Genomic DNA, 20198 nt, shown 5'->3' with positions numbered 1-20198 from the left:
TCACGTGGTCTGGACCACTGAGTGGTGTAGACCAGTTGTAGCACGGTGAGGGATAGATAAGGAACCTGCAATTTGCGACTACTTCGCAGCAGGTCGCGCATACGTACCGTGACATGCGAAAAGCCCCCGGACCGCTGGGTCCGGGGGCCGCGCTCACAAGGTCAGTGACCTTGCATAAAGGCTACTTGGTGAGGTTCCTCTCGATGTCCTCCTCCACGTCCTCGGGCTCGCGCCCGGGTGTCGGAAGGTTGAACTTGGTGATCGCGAACCGGAAGATCACGTAGTAGACCACCGCGAAACAGAGCCCGATCGGGATGATCAGCCACGGTTTCGTATCCAGGTGCCAGTTGACGACGTAGTCGATCAGTCCGGCCGAGAAGCTGAACCCCGCGTGCACCCCCAGGGCCCAGGTGATGCCCATCGACGCACCGGTCAGGAGCGCGTGCACCCCGTACAGCAGCGGCGCGACGAAGAGGAACGAGAACTCCAGCGGCTCCGTCACGCCCGTCACGAACGACGTCAGCGCGACGGACAGCATCAGGCCGGCGACCTCCTTGCGCCGCTCCGGCCGCGCGGTGTGCGCGATGGCCAGCGCCGCCGCGGGCAGGCCGAACATCATGATCGGGAAGAAGCCCGAGGTGAACTGCCCGGCCGACGGGTCCCCGGCGAAGAACCGGGAGATGTCGCCCTGGACGGTGCCCCCGTCGCTCCCGGTGAACTCGCCCGCCTGGAACCAGAAGAACGTGTTCAGGAACTGGTGCATGCCGATCGGGATCAGCAGCCGGTTGGCGAAGCCGAAGATCGCCGCACCCCAGGCGCCCAGGTCGATCAGCTGCTTGGCGAACCAGGTCAGCGCGTCACCCACCGGCTGCCACAGCAGCCCGAACACCACGCCCAGGATCGCGCAGAGGAACGCCATCAGGATCGGGACGAGCCGGCGGCCGTTGAAGAAGCCGAGCCAGTCGACCAGCTTGGTGCGGTGGTAGCGCTGCCAGACGACGGCGGTCAGCAGCCCGATGATGATCCCGCCCAGCACGCCGGGATTCTGCGGTACCCCCTCCGGGACCTCCTTGGTCACCGAACCGTCCACCGGGAATGCCGTCAGCACCCCCCGGTAGACCAGGAAACCGGCGACCGCGGCCAGGGCCGTCGAGCCGTCCGCCTTCTTCGCGAAGCCGATCGCGACCCCGATGCAGAAGAGCAGCGGCAGGCCCAGCTCGCCGTCGAGGATCGCGCTCCCGCCGTTGAGGAGGACCTTCGCGGTCTTGTCCCAGAAGCGTCCGTGCAGCGAGGAGTCGAAGAGGTTGCCGAGGCTGACCAGCAGGCCCGCCGCGGGCAGGACGGCCACCGGCAGCTGCAGGCTGCGGCCGACCTTCTGCAGGCCCTGGACCGGCCCGTTCCACCACTTCCGCTGCGGTAGCGCGGCCGCGTTCGAACTCATCGGCATCCTCCCGGAACACGCCTGGTTTGGCGGTCGTCGCATACTGGTGTAGACCAGTCGCGATACGGTGCGGAGCCCGGCCCGGAAGGCGGGGCGCCGGTGATCGTCATCATTGGGGACCGTGTGGTTGCCCGCCCGAGAAGTTGGGCCAACCGTGCGTTACCGTGACGAAACGGACCCAGGGTGGGCCGTCGCACGCACATGAGGAACCAGGGAGAAGGCCATGGCCAGCAAGGCTGAGAAGATCGTCGCCGGGCTCGGCGGAATCGAGAACATCGAAGAGGTCGAGGGCTGCATCACGCGCCTCCGCACCGAGGTCATCGACCCGGGCAAGGTCGACGAGGCCGCGCTCAAGGCCGCCGGCGCGCACGGCGTCGTGAAGATGGGCACCGCGATCCAGGTCGTCATCGGCACCGACGCCGACCCGATCGCGGCCGACATCGAAGACATGATGTGACGACCGCCTGAACCCGTCCCCGCAGGCCCCGCCCACCCCGGGCGGGGCCTGTGGCGCACCCGGAAAACGGGGCACCCGTCACCCGATAGGCTCGGCGCCATGTCTCGTATCGACGGCCGCACCGCCGACCAGCTCCGTCCCGTCACCATCGAACGCGGATGGAGCAAGCACGCCGAAGGTTCCGTGCTCATCTCCTTCGGCGACACCAAAGTCTTCTGCACCGCCTCCGTCACCGAAGGCGTGCCGCGCTGGCGCAAGGGCAGCGGCGAAGGCTGGGTCACCGCCGAGTACTCGATGCTGCCCCGGTCCACCAACACCCGCGGCGACCGCGAATCCGTACGCGGCAAGATCGGCGGCCGGACCCACGAGATCAGCCGGCTCATCGGCCGCTCCCTGCGCGCCGTCATCGACTACAAGGCCCTCGGCGAGAACACCATCGTCCTGGACTGCGACGTCCTCCAGGCCGACGGCGGCACCCGCACCGCCGCCATCACCGGCGCCTACGTCGCCCTCGCCGACGCCGTCGCCTGGGCCCAGGGCAAGAAGATCATCAAGCACGGCCGCAAGCCGCTGACCGGCACCGTCGCCGCCATCAGCGTCGGCATCGTCGACGGCACCCCGCTCCTCGACCTCTGCTACGAGGAGGACGTCCGCGCCGAAACCGACATGAACGTCGTCTGCACCGGCGACGGCCGCTTCGTGGAAGTCCAGGGCACCGCCGAGGCCCAGCCCTTCGACCGTACGGAGCTCAACGCGCTGCTCGACCTCGCCACCGCAGGCTGCGTCGACCTCGCCCGGCTCCAGACCGAGGCACTGGCCACCACGCTCGGCGCCTGAGACGCGAAACCGAGAAGGTAAAGAGGCAACCAAGTCCCGCCGGGCCGCGTCGATACGCATACGGGCGCACGGGTCGAACCGTGCGCCCGTCCGCGTATCCGCATCCCGGGGAGGGACCACACCATGGCCGCGCGCCACCGGCTCCACCGCACCGCACTGGCCGTCACGGCCGTACTGATCACCGCCACCGCGGCGGCGGGCTGCGGCGCCCTCGACAAGACGCTCGACTGCGTCCGCACCGCCGACGCCATCGCCACCAGCGTCGACAACCTCCGCCAGGCCGTCTCCAACGCCTCCAGCGACCCCACCCAGGCGTCCGAGGCCCTGGACCAGATCCAGGAGGAACTGGGCAACCTCGGCGACAAGACGGACAACACCGACCTCTCCAAGGCCGTGGACGACCTCCGCACCGGCGTCACCAACGTCCGCGACGCCATCGACAAGGGCGACGCCACCCCGGACATCAGCCCGGTCACCGACGCGGCCGGCGAGATCGCCAAGGTCTGCACCCCCTGACACGCGGGTGTCCCCGGCGGTCGCGAAGACCGCCGGGGACACCCCGACCCGGCTCGGCTCACGACGAGGCGATCCGCTTCCAGAACGCGTAGTGGTGGTCCGCCGCGAAGTCCGTCCGCCCGACGTTCCCGGACGCGAGGCGCTGAACGTACACGTCGTCGTCCGCGAACCGCTGCCACGCCGGCAGCCCCGGACCGTCCATCCGCCCGGTGCTCGCGAACCGGCTCCAGTAGCTGACCACCGTGTCCGACAACTCCGCCTGCGCCGCGTCGAGCGGCTCGAAGAGCTCGTTCTCGAACACGTACGCCAGATCCGTCATATGACCCGTACCCAGGGAAAAGCTCGCCGGACGCGGCAGGCCCCGGAAGTACGGGGCCGACACCTCGGCGAACTCGTACGCGTACACCGATGTGTGCCGCGCCAGCGCCCGCTGCGTGTCCAGCGCCGCCGTCGACCAGTCCGCGTCCGTGAGCGCCGCCGACAGTGCGGCCGCCGGAGCCGGATACCGCCCCACCGGGTACTCGTCCAGCACCGCCGGGGCGTCCGCCCCGAACCGGTCCGCCACCTTCTCCGCGTAGCCCTCGGCGGTCAGCGGCTTCCCCGTCATCACCTCGTCCAGGCCGGCCAGCCCGCTCATCTCGTCGCGCGTCGAGCCGTGCAGCACCGGCAGCCGCGCGAACCGCCCCGCCGCGATCGCCCGCGCCGGCGCCTCCGGCACCACCTCACCGTCCACCACCGGCCGGTAACCGTCGTGACCCGAGGCGGACGCGGCGACCAGGTCCGCCGTCGGCAGGCCCCGCAGACAGGAGTCCACCGACTCCGCCTCCTCGCACCGGGCCGCCGCGGCGACGGCCCTGCCCTGCTCCTCCGCCTGGGCCCTGGTGAACGAACCGTCCGGCCCGACGCACCCCGCGCTCTGCACGATCGCCTTGTGGAACAACCCCCGCGCCCCCGGTGACACCAACTGCGCGCACACGCTGTAGCCCCCGCCCGACTGGCCCATGAGCGTCACGTTGTCCGGATCCCCGCCGAACGCACCCGCATTGCGCGCCACCCACCGCAGCGCGGCCTGCTGGTCCAGCAGCCCCAGGTTCGCCGGAGCGCGCAGCCCGGGCGCTGACAGGAACCCGAACGCCCCCAGCCGGTAATTCACCGTCACCACCACCGCGCCCTGCCGCGCGGCGGCCAGCTTCGCCGCGCCGTAGCTCGCTCCGTCCCCGTAGGTGAAGCTCCCGCCGTGCAGCCACACGATCACCGGCCGGGGCCGTGCCGACCGGTCGGCCGGCGTCGTGACATTCAGATACAGGCAGTCCTCGCTCCCGCCGCCCGCGATCGCGATGGGCTGGTCCGTCGGCTGCGCACACGCGCTCCCCGGGGCCCGCGCGTCCAGCGTGGCGGACCACGGACGGACCGCCCGCGGCTTCTTCCACCGGCGCTCACCGGTCGGCGGAGCCGCGTACGGGATGCCCTGGAACGTACGCACCGCCCCGGCGACCGCTCCCCGCACGGGGCCTTCGGCGGTCACCACCCGGGTGGGAAGTGGATCCTCCGAGGCGCCGGCGGCCGGTGCCAGGACCGTTGCGGAGAGCGCCGCGCCGACGACGGCTGCGGCGAGGGCGGTGACACGGGACTTCAGTGGACTCATCCGGACTCCAGAGTTCGACGTGGTCTTCGGTGCGCCAACGGGACCAACGTAGCGAGGAGTTGGGCAATCGTGCAAGACGATTGTTTAAGGCGAACGCGCAAAACGCCTGCGTCAGGCGTTCGCCTCACTCCCTCGGGCGGCCCTAGGATGCGGCGCATGGGTATGGGAAACCGGGAGAAGCTGCTGGAAGCGGCCAGGAAGTGCCTCTTCGAGAAGGGGTACGAGCGCACCACCGTCCGCGACCTCGCCTCGGCGGCCGGCGTCAGCATGGCGGCCATCGGCTACCACTTCGGCTCCAAGGAGGCCCTGCTCAACCAGGCGCTCTTCGAGGCGCTCGACTCGGGCGGGCAGGCCCTCGGGCCGGCCGGGCGGGACGGCGACATCCAGGCCCTCTGGCACCGCCTGATCGAGGCGTTCTCGGCCAACAGGACGTTCTGGCTGGCCAACCTGGAGACGGTCCTGCGCGCCCAGCGCGACCCGGAGCTCCGCGAGCAGGTCGCCTCAGGCCTGCGGCAGGGACGCGGCGGCATGGCGTACGAGGTCACGGGGACACCCGAGGACCAACTCTCCGAGGAGACGGTGCGCACCCTCGGGTCCGTACAGCTCGCCCTGGTCGGCGGGCTGATGATGCAGCACATCACCGACCCGGAGTCGGCGCCCACCGCCGCCGAGGTGCTGACCGGCATCCGCGCGCTGGCCGCCCTCCTGCCCGACGAGGCGTGAGGGCGGACCCGGTGATACTGGTCGCATGACCCGTCTCATCCTCGCCACCCGCAACGCCGGGAAGATCACCGAACTCCACGCGATCCTCGCCGACGCGGGCCTCACGCACGAGCTCGGCGGCGCCGACGCGTATCCGGAGGTCCCCGACGTCAAGGAGACCGGCGTCACCTTCGCCGAGAACGCCCTGCTCAAGGCCCACGCCCTCGCCCGGGCCACCGGCCACCCCGCGATCGCCGACGACTCCGGCCTCTGCGTGGACGTCCTCGGCGGCGCCCCCGGCATCTTCTCGGCCCGCTGGTCCGGCACCCACGGCAACGACCGCGCCAACCTGGACCTGCTCCTCGCCCAGCTCGGTGACATCTCCGACCCCCATCGCGGGGCCCACTTCGCCTGCGCGGCCGCCCTCGCCCTCCCGGACGGCACGGAACGCGTGGTCGAGGGCCGCCTCACCGGCACCCTCCGCCACACCCCCGCCGGCGGCTACGGCTTCGGCTACGACCCGATCCTCCAGCCCGACGGCGAGACCCGCACGTGCGCGGAACTGACCCCGGACGAGAAGAACGCGATCAGCCACCGCGGCAAGGCGTTCCGGGCGCTGGTGCCGGTGGTGCGGGAGCTGGTGGGCTGACACGAAGAAGCGGCTTTCGCCTTCGAAGTAAAGGTGAAAGCCGCTTCTTGCCTGTGAGCCCGGTGGGATTTGAACCCACGACACACTGATTCTAAGTCAGCGCCCTCTAGCCTGCTGGGGTACGGGCTCGCGACCCCACTCTACTGTGTGGTGGCGCGCCCCTTCGAGAAAGTCGCCGTTTGGCTGTGGCAGGAAGGGCAGAGATAGCGCAGATTGGCCTGGCGGTTGTCGGTGCGGATCCCGTTGATGTGGTCGATCTCCAGCACGAGGCGTTTCCCTCGCCACGACTCGCCGGTTCCGCACACCGCGCATGCGCGTGGAAGCCCCACGTCGTCCAGTGCGCGTCTCAAGAGGGACGTCTTTGTTCGGGATGCGTTATCACTCAGGACAAGGATCTCGTCAGCCCCTTTGCGGCTCGGGGAGCGCGTCCCCGCCGAGTGGCCTTGGCCCACGAAGTGAGCGGTCGACAGCTGGTATTTCGCGATGTCCCGCTTCAGGCGGATGCGAGCGCCGCCGTTGTCGACGTGACCCAGCGCCTTCAGTACGGCGGCGAGGGTCCGGGATTCGGCGACCACGGCCTCCAGCCGCTCGCGCGGGACGGAGGGCGCCCCCTGCCTGCGCCCGCTGTTGAAGTGCGACGTATCTATGCCGAGGCGGTCGAGCTTCGCCCGCACGTACCCGTACGGGCTGTCGCTCGGCGGCAGCCCCATGTACTCGAACACCCCCCTGATGCTGGAAGAGTTGGCGGCCGCTTCGGCGAGGAGTGCGGCCGGGTAGGCCGTACGCGCCCGTTCGGGAAGGGGCTCGTCCACGAAGTGGGAGATGTCGATGCCGTAGTGCCGGAGCCGTTCTCTCAGGTATCGGCGTGTCCGGCTGCCCAGTGGCGCGTCGAGTCTGCGCATCAGATCGACCAGGCTGGTCGCCGTGGCCGCGGCCTTCTCGAGCACACTGCGTGTGTACGTGATGCTCATGCCGTCCTCGCGCGCTTGCGTCCGCGGTACGTGTCGGTTGCCGCGTGGCAGTTGGGGCACAGGATCCGGAGATTTGCCGGGCGGTTGTCCGACCAGTTGCCATTGATGTGATCGACTTCCAGTCGAAGCGGCTGCCCCTGCCACTCGCCCGGGTTGCCGCATTCCGCGCACGCGTCGACCACCCCCGTACGCACCAGCTCTCGGCGCAGCCGTTCGCCGGGAATCCGGCCGCCGGACGGGTCGCCGAGCGCGAGGAGGTTCCTTCGTGCTCCCTTGGGGCGCCGCGGTGACGTGTGCACAAAGTGGGAGGTGTCGATCCCGAGAGCGGCGATGCGGCGGCTGATATGCGCGTGGTTCCCGCCCACCGGACTGATGCCGAGGCGGCGTACGACCTCCGCCACGCTCGTTGACCGGGCCACCAGCTCGCGCAGCACCTCTTCGGTGTGGCGCACCCTCATGTCGGCGAAGTGCGAGACGTCCACCCCCCACTCCGCCACCTTCTGCCGCAGATAGCTCCGTGTTCCCGGTGTGGGCTTCCCGCCGCACCACCGCACGGCGTCGTTGATGTTCGTCGTCATACGAGCCGCTTCTTCGAGCAGCTCGCGCGTGTACCGAACCCCCACGTTCCCCTCCGCATCCGGCCGCCCGTTCGCGGCCTCGTACGGAGTAACGAACCGACTATCGGGGCGTCACGTCCGATATCCGACAAGATGCGGAACGGCCCGTACCGCTCGGGGGAAAGCGGTACGGGCCGTGGCCGGGCGGGGTGGGTCAGAACTTCGGGTCCGGGGTCTGGGCGTGGACCAGTTCTTCCGCCTCCGCCGTCGTCTCCACCGACGGCGGGGAGCCCGCCAGGGGCTTGTTCGCCGTTTCCTTCATGCAGGCCACCGCGATCACGCCCACCAGGGCCGCCGCCATCGAGTAGTACGCCGGCATCAGGTTGGAGCCGGAGACGCTGATCAGGGCCGTGATCACCAGCGGGGTCGTACCGCCGAAGATCGACGCGGAGAGGTTGTAGCCCACCGAGAGGGAGCCGTAGCGGACGTTCGTCGGGAACAGGGCCGGGAGCGCCGCCGACATCGTGCCGAGCATGCAGACCAGGGAGAGGCCCAGCATCGCCATGCCGATGATGATCGCGGGGATGCTGCCCTGGCGGATCAGGAGGAAGGCGGGCAGCGAGAGGATCAGGAAGCCGAGCATGCCCGTCATCAGGAGCGGCTTGCGGCCGAAGCGGTCGGAGAGCTTGCCGATCTGGCTGATGATCAGCATCAGGAACACCATCACGCCGAGCAGGATCAGCAGGCCGTGCGTCTCGCTGTAGCCGAGCTCGTCGGAGAGGTACGTCGGCATGTACGACAGCAGCATGTAGTCGGTGATGTTGTACGCGCCGACCAGGCAGATGCAGAGGATCAGCGTCGGCCAGTAGTCGCGGAAGATCTTCGCGAGGTCGCCCTTCGCCGTCGTCTCGACGCTGTCCGCCGCCTCCGTGGCGTGCGCGGTGCCGCCCTCCAGCTTCTGGAAGGCCGGGGTCTCGTCCAGGCGCAGTCGCAGGTAGAGGCCGACCAGGCCGAGCGGGCCCGCGACCAGGAACGGTACGCGCCAGCCCCAGGTTTCCATCTGGGCGTCGTCGAGCAGCGCGTACAGCAGGGTCACCAGCCCCGCGGCGCCCACGTAACCGGCGAGCGTGCCGAACTCCAGGAAGCTGCCGAAGAAGCCGCGCCGCTTGTCGGGGGCGTACTCCGCGATGAAGGTCGAGGCGCCGCCGTACTCGCCGCCCGTGGAGAAGCCCTGGAGCATGCGGAAGAAGATCAGCAGGACCGCGGCCCAGACGCCGATCGTGGCGTGGGAGGGGATCAGGCCGATCGCGAAGGTGCCGGTCGCCATCAGGATCATCGTGAGGGCGAGGACCTTCTTGCGGCCGATCTTGTCGCCCATCGGCCCGAAGAACATGCCGCCGAGGGGGCGGACGAGGAAGGCGACCGCGAAGGTGGCGAACGAGGAGAGCAGCTGGGTCGTGTCGTTCCCGGACGGGAAGAACACGTGTCCCAGGGTGGCGGCGAGGTAGGAGTAGATGCCGAAGTCGAACCACTCCATGGCGTTGCCGAGTGAGGCCGCCTTGACCGCGCGCTTGACCGACTGGTCGTCCGTGATCGTGATGTCGGTGCGCCGCAGCTTGGGGTTCTGGCGCTTCCGGATCGCACGGAACAGCGCGGGGTGGCGTTTGACCGCTTCCGGGTCGGCCACCTGGTGGGGGTCGGAGGCCGCCATGGCCGGTTCCTTTCCTCGGCAACTGTTACAGGAAAGGCTTCTGCGCGGACATGGCGGCCGCAAACCGGTTCAGCGAAGGAATGGGATGTCCATCACATGTTTTCGGCCATTCGGCCGAGTGAATGGCCCGTTTCGGACTGTTCCGTGTCACCTGTGGGCCGGCCCCGGCCGGCCCCGCCGGATCTCAGATCCCGAGGTCCTTGATGATCTTGGCGACGTGGCCGGTGGCCTTCACGTTGTAGAACGCGTGGGCGACCTTCCCCTCCTCGTCCACCACGACCGTGGACCGGATGACACCCGTCACCGTTTTGCCGTAGAGCTTCTTCTCGCCGTATGCGCCGTACGCCTCAAGGGTCTCCTTGGCCGGATCGCCCACAAGTGTGACCTTGAGGTTCTCCTTCTCGCGGAACTTCGCGAGCTTCTCCGGCTTGTCGGGGGAGACGCCGATGACGTCGTAGCCGGCTTCGGCGAGCAGGTCCAGGTTGTCCGTGAAGTCGCACGCCTGCTTGGTGCAGCCGGGGGTAAGCGCTGCGGGGTAGAAGTAGACGATGACCTTGCGGCCCTTGTGGTCCGCGAGCGAGACGTCGTTGCCGTCCGCGTCGGGCAGGGTGAAGGCGGGGGCGGTGTCGCCGGGGGTGAGGCGCTCGCTCATGGTTCTCCTCGTTGGTACGTGGGGTCTAAGGGACCGAGCGTAATGGGGGTGCCGCCGGGTGCGGATGCGGCGGAACTGACAGACTGTCGATGAAGGTTTACCGGACGAGGACCACGGAGGCGGCGCGGTGTCGGATGCCAGGACCCCTGCGCAGATCGAGGCGGACATCATCAGCAGGCGCGAGCAGCTTGCGGTGGTACTCGATGAGATCGGGGTGCGCGTGCACCCGAAGACGATCATCGGTGACGCGAAGGCCAAGGTCGCCGGGACCGTGGACCGGACGGCCGGCCGGGCGTACGTGGCGGTGAACCGGGCGGTGTCGGACGTGAAGGCCCAGTTCGTGTCGGAGACGGGCAGTCCCCGGCTGGAGCGCGTGATCCCGGCGGCGCTGCTCGCGGTGGGTGTGGTCGGCCTGGTCGTCGTCTCCTCGCGCCGCAAGGGCTGACCCCTCGTAGGTGGGCGGGCCGCCGCCCGGTAGGTTGCGGGGCGTGAGCGAGAACACCGACGACAAGCTGCCCATCCGGATGCTGCACGACCGAGTGCTGGTCCGGTCCGAGTCGCCCGAGGGCGAGCGGCGTTCCGGCGGGGGCATTCTGATTCCCGCGACGGCCGCGGTCGGCCGCCGTCTCGCGTGGGCCGTGGTGGTGGCGGTGGGGCAGAACGTACGGACGGTCGAGCCGGGTGACCGGGTGCTGTTCGACCCGGAGGACCGGGCGGAGGTCGAGGTGCGGGGTGTGGGGTACGTGCTGATGCGCGAGCGCGACCTGCACGCGGTGGCCGCGGACCGGTTCGAGGGCTCGGAGGATTCGACCGGGCTGTATCTGTAGATCCGTGGGCGAAGGGCCCGGTGACAGCCGTCACCGGGCCCTTTGCCGTTCCTTTGCTACGGTTGAGGGACCCGACGAGACGCGCCGTACCGGGTTTCGCAAAGACGACGCACCCGTGTTGTTCGCGTGTTCTGTCTCGTCGGAGGTGCTGTCGTGGCGTGGGTTCTGCTGGTCGTCGCCGGTCTGCTGGAAGTGGCCTGGTCGATCGGGATGAAATACACCGAGGGGTTCACCCGGCTGTGGCCGAGCGTGTTCACGGGTCTCGGGATCGTGGCGAGCATGATGCTGCTGTCGCACGCGGCCCGGACCCTGCCGATCGGTACGGCGTACGGGGTGTGGGTCGGGATCGGCGCGGCGGGTGCCGCGGTCCTGGGCATGGTGGTGCTGCACGAGCCGGTGACGGCGGCCCGGATCTTCTTCGTGTGTCTGCTGCTGGTGGCGGTCGTGGGGCTGAAGGCCACCTCGGGGCACTGAGCCCGGTCTCAGGGCCGGGTGCTGGGTGCCCGGGTGCCGCGGGGGCCCTGGAAGAAGCCCTCGTCACCGCCCCCGTCCCCGCCGTCGCCCCCGGTGTCCCCGCCGTCGCCCCCGGTGTCCCCGCCGCCCGTGTCCGCCCCGCCGTCCGTGGTGCCGCCGTCGCCGGTGCCTCCGGCCGGGTTGTCCGTGGTGCCGGGAGTGGTGCGCGGGGCGGACGGAGTCCGGGACGGGGTGGTGGACCGGGTGCGGCGGGGGGTGGCCGAGGGGGTGCGGCGGCCGGTGTCGCCGGGGGCGGTGTCCTCGGCGGTGGGCAGCGCGGTGTCGCCGGTGCCCTCCGCCACGTCGAGGTCGAAGTCCTGGACGGGGGTGCCCTTCAGGGCGGCCCCGGTGTACTGGGCCCAGGTCTCGGCGGGGGCGCCGCCGCCGTTGATGCGGGGGAGTCCGAGTGCGCCGTAGAGGGACTTCTGGGCGCCGGTGGACGGGTCCTGGCCCATGACGGCGATGACGGTGGCGAGGTCGGGGGTGTAGCCGGCGAACCAGGCGGCCCGGTCCTCCTCGGCGGTACCGGTCTTTCCGGCGGCGGGGCGGCCCGCGCCCCGGGCGGCGGTGCCGGTGCCGCCCTCGACGACGCTCTGGAGGATCGAGGTGGTGGTGTCGGCGGCCTCGCGGCTGACGGCCTGCTTCACCGTGCGGCCGGGCAGGGTGACGTCCTCGCCGTCCTTGGTGACCTTGCTGACCAGGACGTGGGCGCCGTGCTTGCCGTGGGCGGCGAGGGTCGCGTACGCCTCGGTCATGTCGAGGACGCTGGCGGTGGCGACGCCGAGGGCGATGGAGGGGGTGGGGGTGAGGTCGGAGGTGTCCTTGGGGATGCCGAGGTCGATGGCGGTCTGCCGGACCTTCTCGGGGCCGACGTCCTCGGCCATCTGGGCGTAGACGGCGTTGACGGACTTGTCGGTGGCGGTGGACACGGTGATGGGGCCGTAGCTGCGGTCGTCCTCGTTGGCCGGGTCGTAGCCGGTGGGCCCGTCGGGGCCTTCCACCATGCGCTTGTTGGTGCCGTCGTAGATGGTGCTGGGGGTGATGCGGCGGCCGTCCTGGGTGGTGGAGTCGTTCGCGACGGCCGAGGTGAAGACGAACGGCTTGAAGGTGGAGCCGACCTGGTAGTCGCGGCGGGTCGCGTTGTTGACGTACTGCCGGGTGTAGTCGACGCCGCCGTACATGGCGACGACATGGCCGGTGGCCGGGTCGATGGACGCCCCGCCGGCACGGACATTGCGGTCGGCCGCGCGGTCGTCGTCGGTCTTGGACATGACCTTGTCCTCGACGGCTTCGACGAGGGCGTCCTGCCGCTTGCGCTGGAGCGTGGTGGTGATGCGGTAGCCGCGGGTGGCGAGGGTCTTCTCGTCCAGGATGTCGTTGTCGACGAGATAGTCCTCGACGGCCTTGACGATGTAGCCGCGCTGTCCGGAGAGGCTGTTGGCGGGCTTGACGGGGCCGGGGACGGGGAAGGTCATCGCGGCGCGCTCGGCGGGGTCGAGCCACTTCTCCTTGACCATGCCGTCCAGCACGTAGTTCCAGCGGGCGACGGCGGCGGGCTTGTTCTCGGGATAGGCGACGACGTCGTAGGCGCTGGGGGCGTTGAGGAGGGAGGCGAGGTACGCGCCCTGGGCGGTGGTGACGTCGCCGATGTCCTTGCCGTAGTAGGCCTGGGCGGCGGCCTGGATGCCGTAGGCGTTGCGGCCGAAGTAGCTGGTGTTGAGGTAGCCCTCCAGGATCTGGTCCTTGGACTGTTCCCGGTTGAGCTTGATCGAGATGAAGAATTCCTTGATCTTGCGGACGACGGTCTGTTCCTGGCCCAGGTAGTAGTTCTTGACGTACTGCTGGGTGATGGTCGAACCGCCCTGTTTGCCCTTGCCGGTGAGGGTGTTCCAGCCGGCGCGGAACATCGCCTTCACGTCGACGGCGCGTTCGGAGTAGAAGTCGCGGTCCTCGGCGGCGAGGACGGCGTGCCGGACGGTGCGCGGGACCTGGGCGAGCTTGATGTTCTCGCGGTTGATCTCGCCGTCGCGGGCGATGACGGTGCCGTCGGCGTACAGGTAGACGTTGGACTGGGCGGTGGCTTTGGCGTTGGCGGCGGGGATGTCGACCAGTTGGTAGCCGGCGATGAAGCCGCCGATCAGGATCAGGGCGATGAGGAGTACGCCGCCGAGGACCATGCGCCAGGTGGGGACGAGCCGCCGCCAGCCGGTGCGCTTGGGGCGCTTGGCCTTCTTCTTCGGGGCGGTGGGGCCGGCGGACTCGCCTTCGGGGGCCGGTCCCGGGGCGGCGGCGTCGGCAGGCAGGTCCCTGGGGGCCCAGCCCGGGGGGTCGGTGTCCCCGTTCTGCTGCTGTGGCTCGTCGCTCATGTCGGTGCAGACTCCTCGGCCGCGGTCAGTTCCCCCATAGTGCCCTTTTCTGGCGCATATCCCTTGGATCGACGGCCGAAAAGCGCTCGCGGCGGCTGGCCCGGCTGGACTAGGCTCCTGCGCTTTGGTGTCCACGCACGGTGCGGCACCCGTTGACGGGGAGGCGGTTGCTGTGCGGGTCTACGCGGTGGTGGCGGCGGGCGGTTTCCGCCGTTACGCCACCTATCGGATCGAGACGGCGGCGGGGGTGTTCACCAACACCGTCTTCGGTTTCATCCTCGCCTACACGTACATGGCGTTGTGGGACGAGCGGCCGCGGCTCGGCGGTTACGACATGCCGCAGGCCCTCACCTTCGTCTGGCTGGGCCAGGCGCTGCTGATGACCTGCGTGATGATGGGCGGCGGCTTCGAGGACGAGCTGATCGAGCGCATCCGCACGGGCGACATCGCGGTGGACCTGTACCGGCCGGTCGATCTCCAGCTGTGGTGGCTGGCGCAGGACTTGGGACGGGCGGCCTTCCATCTGCTGGGGCGCGGCATCGTGCCGATGGTGCTCGGGGGGCTCGCGTTCGACCTGGCGCTGCCGGGGTCGGCGGGGCCGTGGCTGGCGTTCCTCGTCTCGGTGGCGCTGGGCGTGGTGGTGAGCTTCGGGATCCGCTATCTGGTGGCGCTGTCCGCCTTCTGGCTGATGGACGGGGCGGGCGCGGCGCAGATCGCCTTCCTGGCGGGGCTGTTCTTCTCGGGGATGCTGCTGCCGCTGAGCCTGTTCCCGGGGCTGCTGGGCGAGGTGGCGCGGCTGATGCCGTGGTCGGCGCTGCTCCAGGTGCCGGCGGACGTGTTCCTGGGCAAGCACACGGGCTGGGGTCTGGTGCGGGTGTACGTGTTCCAGGCGGCCTGGGCCGCGGTGCTGCTGCTGGTGGGGCGGATGGTGCAGGGCGTGGCGACGCGGAGGGTGGTGGTCCAGGGTGGCTGAGGTGGCGGAGGCGGGCGTGCCGGAGGCGCCGGGGGAGGTGTTCGCCCCGCGGCCGCGGCTGGTCGAGGGGGTGCGGGCGTACGGGCTGATCGTGTCGATGTGGCTGCGCTCCACGATGGCGTACCGGGCGTCGTTCGTGATGACGGCGGTCGGCAACTTCACGGCGACGGCCTTCGACTTCGTGACGATCATGCTGATGTTCGCGCACGTCGACGCGCTGGGCGGCTACACGCTGCCGGAGATCGCCCTGCTGTACGGGGCTTCGGGGACGGCCTTCGGCCTGGCGGACCTGCTGATGGGGTCGATGGACCGGCTGGGCCGCCGGGTGCGCGACGGCACCCTGGACACGTTGCTGGTGCGGCCGGTCCCGGTCCTCGCGCAGGTGGCGGCCGACCGTTTCGCGCTGCGCAGGCTGGGGCGGATCACCCAGGGGCTGCTGGTCCTGGGCTACGGGCTGGTGGCGGCGGACATCGACTGGACCCCGGCGAAGGCGGTCGTGCTGCCGCTGATGCTGCTGAGCGGGTCGGTGATCTTCGGTGCGGTGTTCGTGGCGGGCGGGGCGTTCCAGTTCATCGCGCAGGACGCGTCGCAGGTGCAGAACTCGTTCACGTACGGCGGTAACACGCTGCTCCAGTACCCGCCGACGATCTTCGCGAAGGACCTGGTGCGCGGGGTGACGTTCGTGGTGCCGCTGGCCTTCGTGAACTGGCTGCCGGCGCTGTACGTGCTGGGCCGCGAGCTGCCGTTGGGGCTGCCGGAGTGGGTGGCGTTCCTGCCGCCGGTGGTGGCCGCGGTCTGCGCGGCCGGGGCGGGTCTGGCGTGGCGGGCGGGGTTGCGGGCGTACCGGAGTACGGGAAGTTGACGGACGGAGAGGGAGCGGCATGAGTACGGACACGGGCACCGGGGCGGCCTTCATCGAGCTGGACCGGCTGGAGAAGGTCTTCGACGTCCGCCGCAGGACGGGCTTCCTGCGCGGCGAGCGGCGCCAGGTGCGGGCGGTCGACGGGATCAGCTTCCGGGTGGAGCGCGGCGAGATGGTCGGCTACATCGGGCCGAACGGGGCCGGTAAGTCGACCACGATCAAGATGCTGACGGGCATCCTCACCCCGAGCGGCGGCACCCTGCGCGTGGCGGGCATCGACCCCTCGCGCGAGCGTACGCGGCTGGCGCACCGGATCGGTGTGGTCTTCGGGCAGCGGACGACGCTCTGGTGGGACCTGCCGCTGCGCGACTCGTACCGGCTGATGCACCGCATGTACCGGGTGCCGGACGCGCGCTTCCGGGCCAATCTGGACCGGTGCGTCGAACTCCTGGACCTGGGTGAGCTGTTGGACGTACCGGTGCGTCAGCTGTCGCTCGGGCAGCGGATGCGCGGCGACATCGCGGCGGCGCTGCTGCACGATCCGGAGGTGCTGTATCTGGACGAGCCGACGATCGGCCTCGATGTGGTGTCCAAGGCCAAGGTGCGGCAGTTCCTGCGGGACTTGAACGCGGAGCGCGGGACGACGGTGCTGCTGACGACCCATGACCTCACGGACATCGAGCAGTTGTGCAGCCGGGTGATGGTGATCGACCACGGCCGGCTGATGTACGACGGTGCGCTGACGGGACTGCACGAGGTGGGGGAGAGCGAGCGGACGCTCGTGGTCGACCTGGAACGCGAACTCCCTCCGATCAGGCTGGAGTCGGAGCCCTCGGTGCGGACGGTGAAGGTGGAGGGGCCGCGCCAGTGGCTGGCCTTCCCGGCGTCCGCGTCGGCGGCTCCGCTGGTGGCGCGGATCGCCGCGGAGTATCCGTTGGCGGACCTTTCGGTGCGGGAGCCCGACATCGAGGCGGTGATCGCGAAGATGTACGCGTCCGAGACGGCCAGGGGAGCCGGTGACGTGAGCGCGGCCGTTCAATAGGCTGCGTTCCATGACGAGCGAACTCCCCGATATGCGGGCCTCCGACGCCGAGCGTGAACGTGTTGCCGAGATCCTGCGTGAGGCGGTCGCCGAAGGGCGCCTTGAGATGGAGGAGTTCGAGCAGCGCCTCGACACCGCCTACAAGGCGCGGACGCACGGCGAGCTGGAACCGCTCGTCCGTGATCTGCCGTCCGTCGGCTCCGGCTCGTCGGCGCCCGTCGCCGTGCAGCCCCGGTCGGGCTCGGCCGCCCGCTGGTCGGAGCGGATCGGGCGGCCGGCGACGTCGACCGGCTGCTTCGCGTTCTGGGGCGGTTTCCGCCGCCGGGGCAACTGGACGGTGGGCAAGGTGTTCACCGCGTTCGCGATGTGGGGCGGCGGCGACATCGACCTGCGCGAGGCGAACTTCGAGTCCCGCGAGACCGTGATCCGCTGCTTCACGATCATGGGCGGCCTCCATGTGACCGTCCCGCCGGACCTCAACGTGGACGTCCGGGGCATCGGCATCATGGGCGGCTTCGGGGAGGACGCCAAGGATGAGTCGGCCCCCGCGCCCGACGCGCCCCGGGTCCGGATCACCGGCTTCGCGCTCATGGGCGGCGTCGGGGTGGAGCACAAGCGCAGCAAGGCGGAGAAGCTGCGGCTGCGGGAGGCGGAGCACGCGCGAGGCCGCCTGGAGAAGGGCGAGGGGCGCTAGCCCATCAGAGCGCGTCGACCTTCGGCCTGTCGCCGGTCAGGGTGTCCACGTCCAGCAGCGACGCGAGGCGGGCGTACCCGGCGTCGTTGAGGTGCAGGTGGTCGCCGGCGTCGTACGCGGGGCGCAGCCGCTGGGGGTGGGCCGGGTCGCGCATGGTGAGGTCGGAGTCGATGACCTCGTCGAAGATCCCGCCGGCCCGGATCTCCGCGTTGACGGACTGCCGCACCTGCTCACCGGCGGCGGTCCACCTGGCGTAGCCCTGGTAGGGCATGAGGGTCGCGCCGATGACCCGCAGGCCGCGTGCGTGGGCCCGCTGGGTGAGGGTGCGCAGGGCGCCGGTGATCCGCTCGGGGTCGGTCTCGTTCGGGAAGGCCTGCACGTCGTTGATGCCGAGCGCGATGACGACCGTCTTCACGCCGGAGACGCCGAGGACGTCGCGCTCGAAGCGGTCCAGCGCGCGCGGGCCGATGCCGTTGAGCAGGAGGCGGTTGCCGCCGATGCCCTCGTTGACCACCGCGTAGCGGCCTTCCAGCCGGTCGGCGAGGAGGTCGGGCCAGCGGGTGTTGGCGTCGGTGGTGGAGCCGGTGCCCGCCGTGAGCGAGTCGCCGAACGCGACGAGCGTCGCCGACGCCCGGGCCCCGCCCCGCACATCGACGGCGGTGAGGTAGCGCCACTGCGTGGTGGCCCAGGTGCCCCGGTCGTCCTCGGTGTATGAGGTCTGGTGGCTGTTCGAGTGCACGGTGACCGGCCCGTCGGCGGTCGGGGTGCGCAGGGTGACCACGAGGTCGGCGTCGGCGTCGACCGGGACGGCGACGGGGTCGCTGACGGTCTGCCCGCCCGCGGCGATTGTGGCGGACGCGGCGCCCCGGAACGTCACGGGGCGGGTGTTCACGGTGACGCGGTCGATGAGCAGGGGCCGCGTACCGAACAGGTTGGACAGCGTCACGCGGGCCTCGGTGCCGCCGATGCTGGTGTGCACGACGTTACGGATGACGCGGCTGCTCTGGTCCTCCGCCTGGGCCGGGTCGGCGACGCCTTCCACGGGCGACGCCGCCCAGGTGGCGAGCCAGTGCCCGGAGGAGTGGGCCGGGGCGGCCGGGCTGTGGGCCACGCCCTGCGGGGCCGTGGTGGCGGCGGCCGTCGCCCTGTCCCCGGTGAACAGCAGGGAACCGGCGAACGCCACGGCTGCGGCGAGCGCGGCGGTACCCGCCACGAGGGCTATGAGCAGGGCGTACCCCTGGCGCCTGGGCATGGGCGGTGTGTCTCCTTGCGGAAATGAGGAAAGCGGGGGGAGTGGACCTGTTCCCATGATGCGGCAGGGCGCGGGGAACTCGACGTGCGGCCCGGGAGTAGGTCAGGTAGGCACAATGCGTAGCGGACGTCGAGGGCTGTGCGTACGCGGACGGGTGGAGCGGATGGAACGGATCGACGGGACCGGGCGGACCGAGCGGGGCGAACTGCCCCCGGGGCCCGGTGGGCGGGCGAGACCCGGGGGCCTCGCCTCTTTCGCGTACACCGCGGCGGACGAGGAGAAGCGTCGTGGTGTACGCCGTATGAAGACCACGGCCACCGGCCTCCTTCTGCTGGTCGCGCTGGTGTACGTCCTCGCCACCTGGGCGAAGAACGAGGGGGTGAGCGGCTGGCCGGGCTTCGTCGCGGCGGCCGCCGAGGCGGGCATGGTGGGTGCGCTGGCCGACTGGTTCGCCGTCACGGCCCTCTTCAAGCGTCCGCTCGGTCTGCCGATTCCGCACACCGCCATCATTCCCACCAAGAAGGACCAGCTCGGGGCGTCCCTCGGTTCCTTCGTCGGGGAGAACTTTCTCTCCGGGGACGTCGTACGTGACCGGATTCACTCGCTGGGCATCGGCCGCCGGGTCGGCGGCTGGCTCGCCGAGCCGGCCCACGCGGACCGGGTCACGGCCGAGCTGTCGACCGCACTGCGCGGGGCGCTCACCGTCCTGCGGGACGCGGACGTCCAGGCCGTCGTCGGGGAGGCGATCACCCGGCGGGCGAACGCGGCGGAGATCGGCCCGGGCCTCGGCAAGATGCTGGCGAAGATCGTCGCGGACGGCGGCCACCGCAAGCTGGTCGACCTGGTCTGCACCCGGGCCCACGACTGGCTCGTGCTGCACGGCGACTCGGTGATGGACGCGGTGCAGGGCGGGGCGCCGGGCTGGACGCCCCGGTTCGTGGACAAGCGGGTCGGCGAGCGGGTCTACAAGGAGCTGCTGCGCTTCGTCACCGAGATGCGGGACATGCCGGGGCATCCGGCGCGCGGCTCCATCGACACGTTCCTCGCGGACTTCGCGGCCGACCTCCAAACCGACTCGGAGACCCGGGACCGGGTGGAGCGCCTGAAGTCGGAGATCCTGGGGCGCGGCGAGGTCCAGGACGTCATCGCCTCGGCCTGGGCGTCGGTGCGCGCGATGGTGATCGCGGCTGCGGAGGACGAGCAGAGCGAGCTGCGGCTGCGCGCCCGGGCCTCGCTGATGTCGCTGGGCGCCCGGCTGGCCACGGACGAACGGCTCCAGGGGAAGCTGGAGGGCTGGCTGGAGGACGCGGCGGCGTATGTCGTCACGACGTACCGGACGGAGATCACGTCGCTGATCAGCGACACGGTGGCCGGCTGGGACGCGGACCAGACGTCCCGCAAGATCGAGGCCCACATCGGGCGTGACCTGCAGTTCATCCGGATCAACGGCACGGTGGTGGGGGCGCTGGCGGGGCTGGCGATCTACACGGTGTCGTGGGCGTTGTGGGGGTGAGCCGGTCCCGGGGCCGGG

At 70.4% G+C, this 20198-nt stretch carries 21 protein-coding genes, 1 tRNA gene and 1 riboswitch; of the genes, 13 read left to right on the top strand and 9 right to left on the bottom strand.

The window, feature by feature from the left end; all coding sequences use genetic code 11:
* Positions 1-181 precede the first annotated feature (181 nt).
* Positions 182-1441: a PTS transporter subunit EIIC gene (locus ACZ6C6_RS05005; RefSeq protein ID WP_469199098.1), complete on the bottom strand. Its 1260-nt coding sequence runs from the start codon at positions 1439-1441 to the stop codon at positions 182-184.
* Between the two features lie 223 nt (positions 1442-1664).
* Here ACZ6C6_RS05005 and ACZ6C6_RS05000 point away from each other — a divergent pair, with 223 nt between their 5' ends.
* The 3 genes from ACZ6C6_RS05000 (at position 1665) to ACZ6C6_RS04990 (ending at position 3251) form a co-directional block, all read left to right on the top strand.
* Positions 1665-1898 carry a PTS sugar transporter subunit IIB gene (locus ACZ6C6_RS05000; protein ID WP_093708643.1) on the top strand — a complete coding sequence of 78 codons (234 nt, stop codon included), beginning with the start codon at positions 1665-1667 and terminating at the stop codon, positions 1896-1898.
* A 99-nt stretch (positions 1899-1997) separates the two neighbouring features.
* The gene (rph, locus tag ACZ6C6_RS04995; RefSeq protein WP_469199095.1) at positions 1998-2735 is read left to right on the top strand and encodes a ribonuclease PH; all 738 of its coding nucleotides are present in this window, start codon (positions 1998-2000) and stop codon (positions 2733-2735) included.
* A 123-nt stretch (positions 2736-2858) separates the two neighbouring features.
* The gene (locus ACZ6C6_RS04990) at positions 2859-3251 is read left to right on the top strand and encodes a hypothetical protein (protein ID WP_469199093.1); all 393 of its coding nucleotides are present in this window, start codon (positions 2859-2861) and stop codon (positions 3249-3251) included.
* A gap of 58 nt (positions 3252-3309) precedes the next feature.
* On the opposite strand, the gene ACZ6C6_RS04985 is transcribed toward ACZ6C6_RS04990, so the two are convergent.
* Positions 3310-4896, bottom strand: coding sequence for a carboxylesterase/lipase family protein (locus tag ACZ6C6_RS04985; protein WP_469199091.1), 1587 nt, complete (start codon positions 4894-4896; stop codon positions 3310-3312).
* Positions 4897-5052: 156 nt separating this feature from the next.
* Here ACZ6C6_RS04985 and ACZ6C6_RS04980 point away from each other — a divergent pair, with 156 nt between their 5' ends.
* Together ACZ6C6_RS04980 and rdgB are read left to right on the top strand one after the other, a co-directional pair.
* Positions 5053-5619 carry a TetR/AcrR family transcriptional regulator gene (locus tag ACZ6C6_RS04980; protein ID WP_469199089.1) on the top strand — a complete coding sequence of 189 codons (567 nt, stop codon included), beginning with the start codon at positions 5053-5055 and terminating at the stop codon, positions 5617-5619.
* A gap of 25 nt (positions 5620-5644) precedes the next feature.
* Positions 5645-6247, top strand: a complete 603-nt coding sequence (rdgB, locus tag ACZ6C6_RS04975) for an RdgB/HAM1 family non-canonical purine NTP pyrophosphatase (protein ID WP_469199087.1) — start codon at positions 5645-5647, stop codon at positions 6245-6247.
* Positions 6248-6301: 54 nt separating this feature from the next.
* Here rdgB and ACZ6C6_RS04970 read toward each other — a convergent pair.
* The 5 genes from ACZ6C6_RS04970 to bcp all read right to left on the bottom strand — a co-directional run bounded on the left by ACZ6C6_RS04970 (position 6302) and on the right by bcp (position 10138).
* Positions 6302-6376: transfer RNA gene (locus tag ACZ6C6_RS04970), tRNA-Leu, on the bottom strand.
* An 11-nt stretch (positions 6377-6387) separates the two neighbouring features.
* Positions 6388-7218, bottom strand: coding sequence for an HNH endonuclease signature motif containing protein (locus ACZ6C6_RS04965; protein WP_469199085.1), 831 nt, complete (start codon positions 7216-7218; stop codon positions 6388-6390).
* Positions 7215-7796 carry an HNH endonuclease signature motif containing protein gene (locus ACZ6C6_RS04960; RefSeq protein WP_469199083.1) on the bottom strand — a complete coding sequence of 194 codons (582 nt, stop codon included), beginning with the start codon at positions 7794-7796 and terminating at the stop codon, positions 7215-7217. The genes ACZ6C6_RS04965 and ACZ6C6_RS04960 overlap by 4 nt, the downstream gene beginning before the upstream one ends.
* Before the next feature lie 193 nt (positions 7797-7989).
* On the bottom strand, positions 7990-9486 hold the full coding sequence (gene proP, locus ACZ6C6_RS04955) for a glycine betaine/L-proline transporter ProP (protein ID WP_469199081.1): 1497 nt from the start codon (positions 9484-9486) through the stop codon (positions 7990-7992).
* Positions 9487-9670: 184 nt separating this feature from the next.
* A complete protein-coding gene (gene bcp / locus ACZ6C6_RS04950; protein ID WP_469199079.1) occupies positions 9671-10138 on the bottom strand; it encodes a thioredoxin-dependent thiol peroxidase in 468 nt (155 codons plus the stop codon).
* 127 nt (positions 10139-10265) lie between these two features.
* Here bcp and ACZ6C6_RS04945 point away from each other — a divergent pair, with 127 nt between their 5' ends.
* The 3 genes from ACZ6C6_RS04945 (at position 10266) to ACZ6C6_RS04935 (ending at position 11439) form a co-directional block, all read left to right on the top strand.
* Positions 10266-10583 (top strand): DUF3618 domain-containing protein, encoded by a 318-nt coding sequence (locus ACZ6C6_RS04945; RefSeq protein ID WP_469199077.1) that lies wholly within the window; start codon positions 10266-10268, stop codon positions 10581-10583.
* A gap of 79 nt (positions 10584-10662) precedes the next feature.
* Positions 10663-10965: a GroES family chaperonin gene (locus ACZ6C6_RS04940; RefSeq protein WP_469199348.1), complete on the top strand. Its 303-nt coding sequence runs from the start codon at positions 10663-10665 to the stop codon at positions 10963-10965.
* A gap of 44 nt (positions 10966-11009) precedes the next feature.
* Positions 11010-11079: riboswitch (guanidine-III (ykkC-III) riboswitch) on the top strand.
* A gap of 39 nt (positions 11080-11118) precedes the next feature.
* Entirely contained in the window at positions 11119-11439 is a 321-nt protein-coding gene (locus ACZ6C6_RS04935; RefSeq protein WP_018105629.1) for a DMT family transporter, read from the top strand.
* Positions 11440-11447: 8 nt separating this feature from the next.
* Here the strand turns inward: ACZ6C6_RS04935 and ACZ6C6_RS04930 are convergent, their stop codons facing one another.
* Positions 11448-13844, bottom strand: coding sequence for a transglycosylase domain-containing protein (locus ACZ6C6_RS04930; RefSeq protein WP_469199075.1), 2397 nt, complete (start codon positions 13842-13844; stop codon positions 11448-11450).
* Between the two features lie 172 nt (positions 13845-14016).
* On the opposite strand from ACZ6C6_RS04930, the gene ACZ6C6_RS04925 reads away from it, so the two are divergent.
* Genes ACZ6C6_RS04925 through ACZ6C6_RS04910 form a run of 4 tightly spaced genes read left to right on the top strand, consistent with a single transcriptional unit; the run spans position 14017 to position 17415 of the window.
* Positions 14017-14817, top strand: coding sequence for an ABC transporter permease (locus ACZ6C6_RS04925; RefSeq protein ID WP_265547273.1), 801 nt, complete (start codon positions 14017-14019; stop codon positions 14815-14817).
* A complete protein-coding gene (locus ACZ6C6_RS04920) occupies positions 14810-15679 on the top strand; it encodes an ABC transporter permease (protein ID WP_469199073.1) in 870 nt (289 codons plus the stop codon). Before ACZ6C6_RS04925 ends, ACZ6C6_RS04920 begins: the two co-directional genes overlap by 8 nt.
* Before the next feature lie 19 nt (positions 15680-15698).
* Positions 15699-16721 (top strand): ABC transporter ATP-binding protein, encoded by a 1023-nt coding sequence (locus tag ACZ6C6_RS04915; protein WP_469199071.1) that lies wholly within the window; start codon positions 15699-15701, stop codon positions 16719-16721.
* A gap of 31 nt (positions 16722-16752) precedes the next feature.
* On the top strand, positions 16753-17415 hold the full coding sequence (locus ACZ6C6_RS04910; protein WP_469199346.1) for a DUF1707 SHOCT-like domain-containing protein: 663 nt from the start codon (positions 16753-16755) through the stop codon (positions 17413-17415).
* A 4-nt stretch (positions 17416-17419) separates the two neighbouring features.
* Here ACZ6C6_RS04910 and ACZ6C6_RS04905 read toward each other — a convergent pair whose 3' ends face one another.
* Entirely contained in the window at positions 17420-18667 is a 1248-nt protein-coding gene (locus ACZ6C6_RS04905) for an SGNH/GDSL hydrolase family protein (protein ID WP_469199069.1), read from the bottom strand.
* Positions 18668-18830: 163 nt separating this feature from the next.
* Here ACZ6C6_RS04905 and ACZ6C6_RS04900 point away from each other — a divergent pair, with 163 nt between their 5' ends.
* Complete coding sequence (locus ACZ6C6_RS04900; protein ID WP_469199067.1) at positions 18831-20180, top strand: DUF445 domain-containing protein; 1350 nt, start codon at positions 18831-18833, stop codon at positions 20178-20180.
* Positions 20181-20198: the final 18 nt, after the last annotated feature.

The organism is Streptomyces sp. NPDC041814 (genome assembly GCF_055590565.1).
Note: the sequence above shows the minus strand (reverse complement) of the source record. Positions and strands in the feature narration are given on the sequence as shown.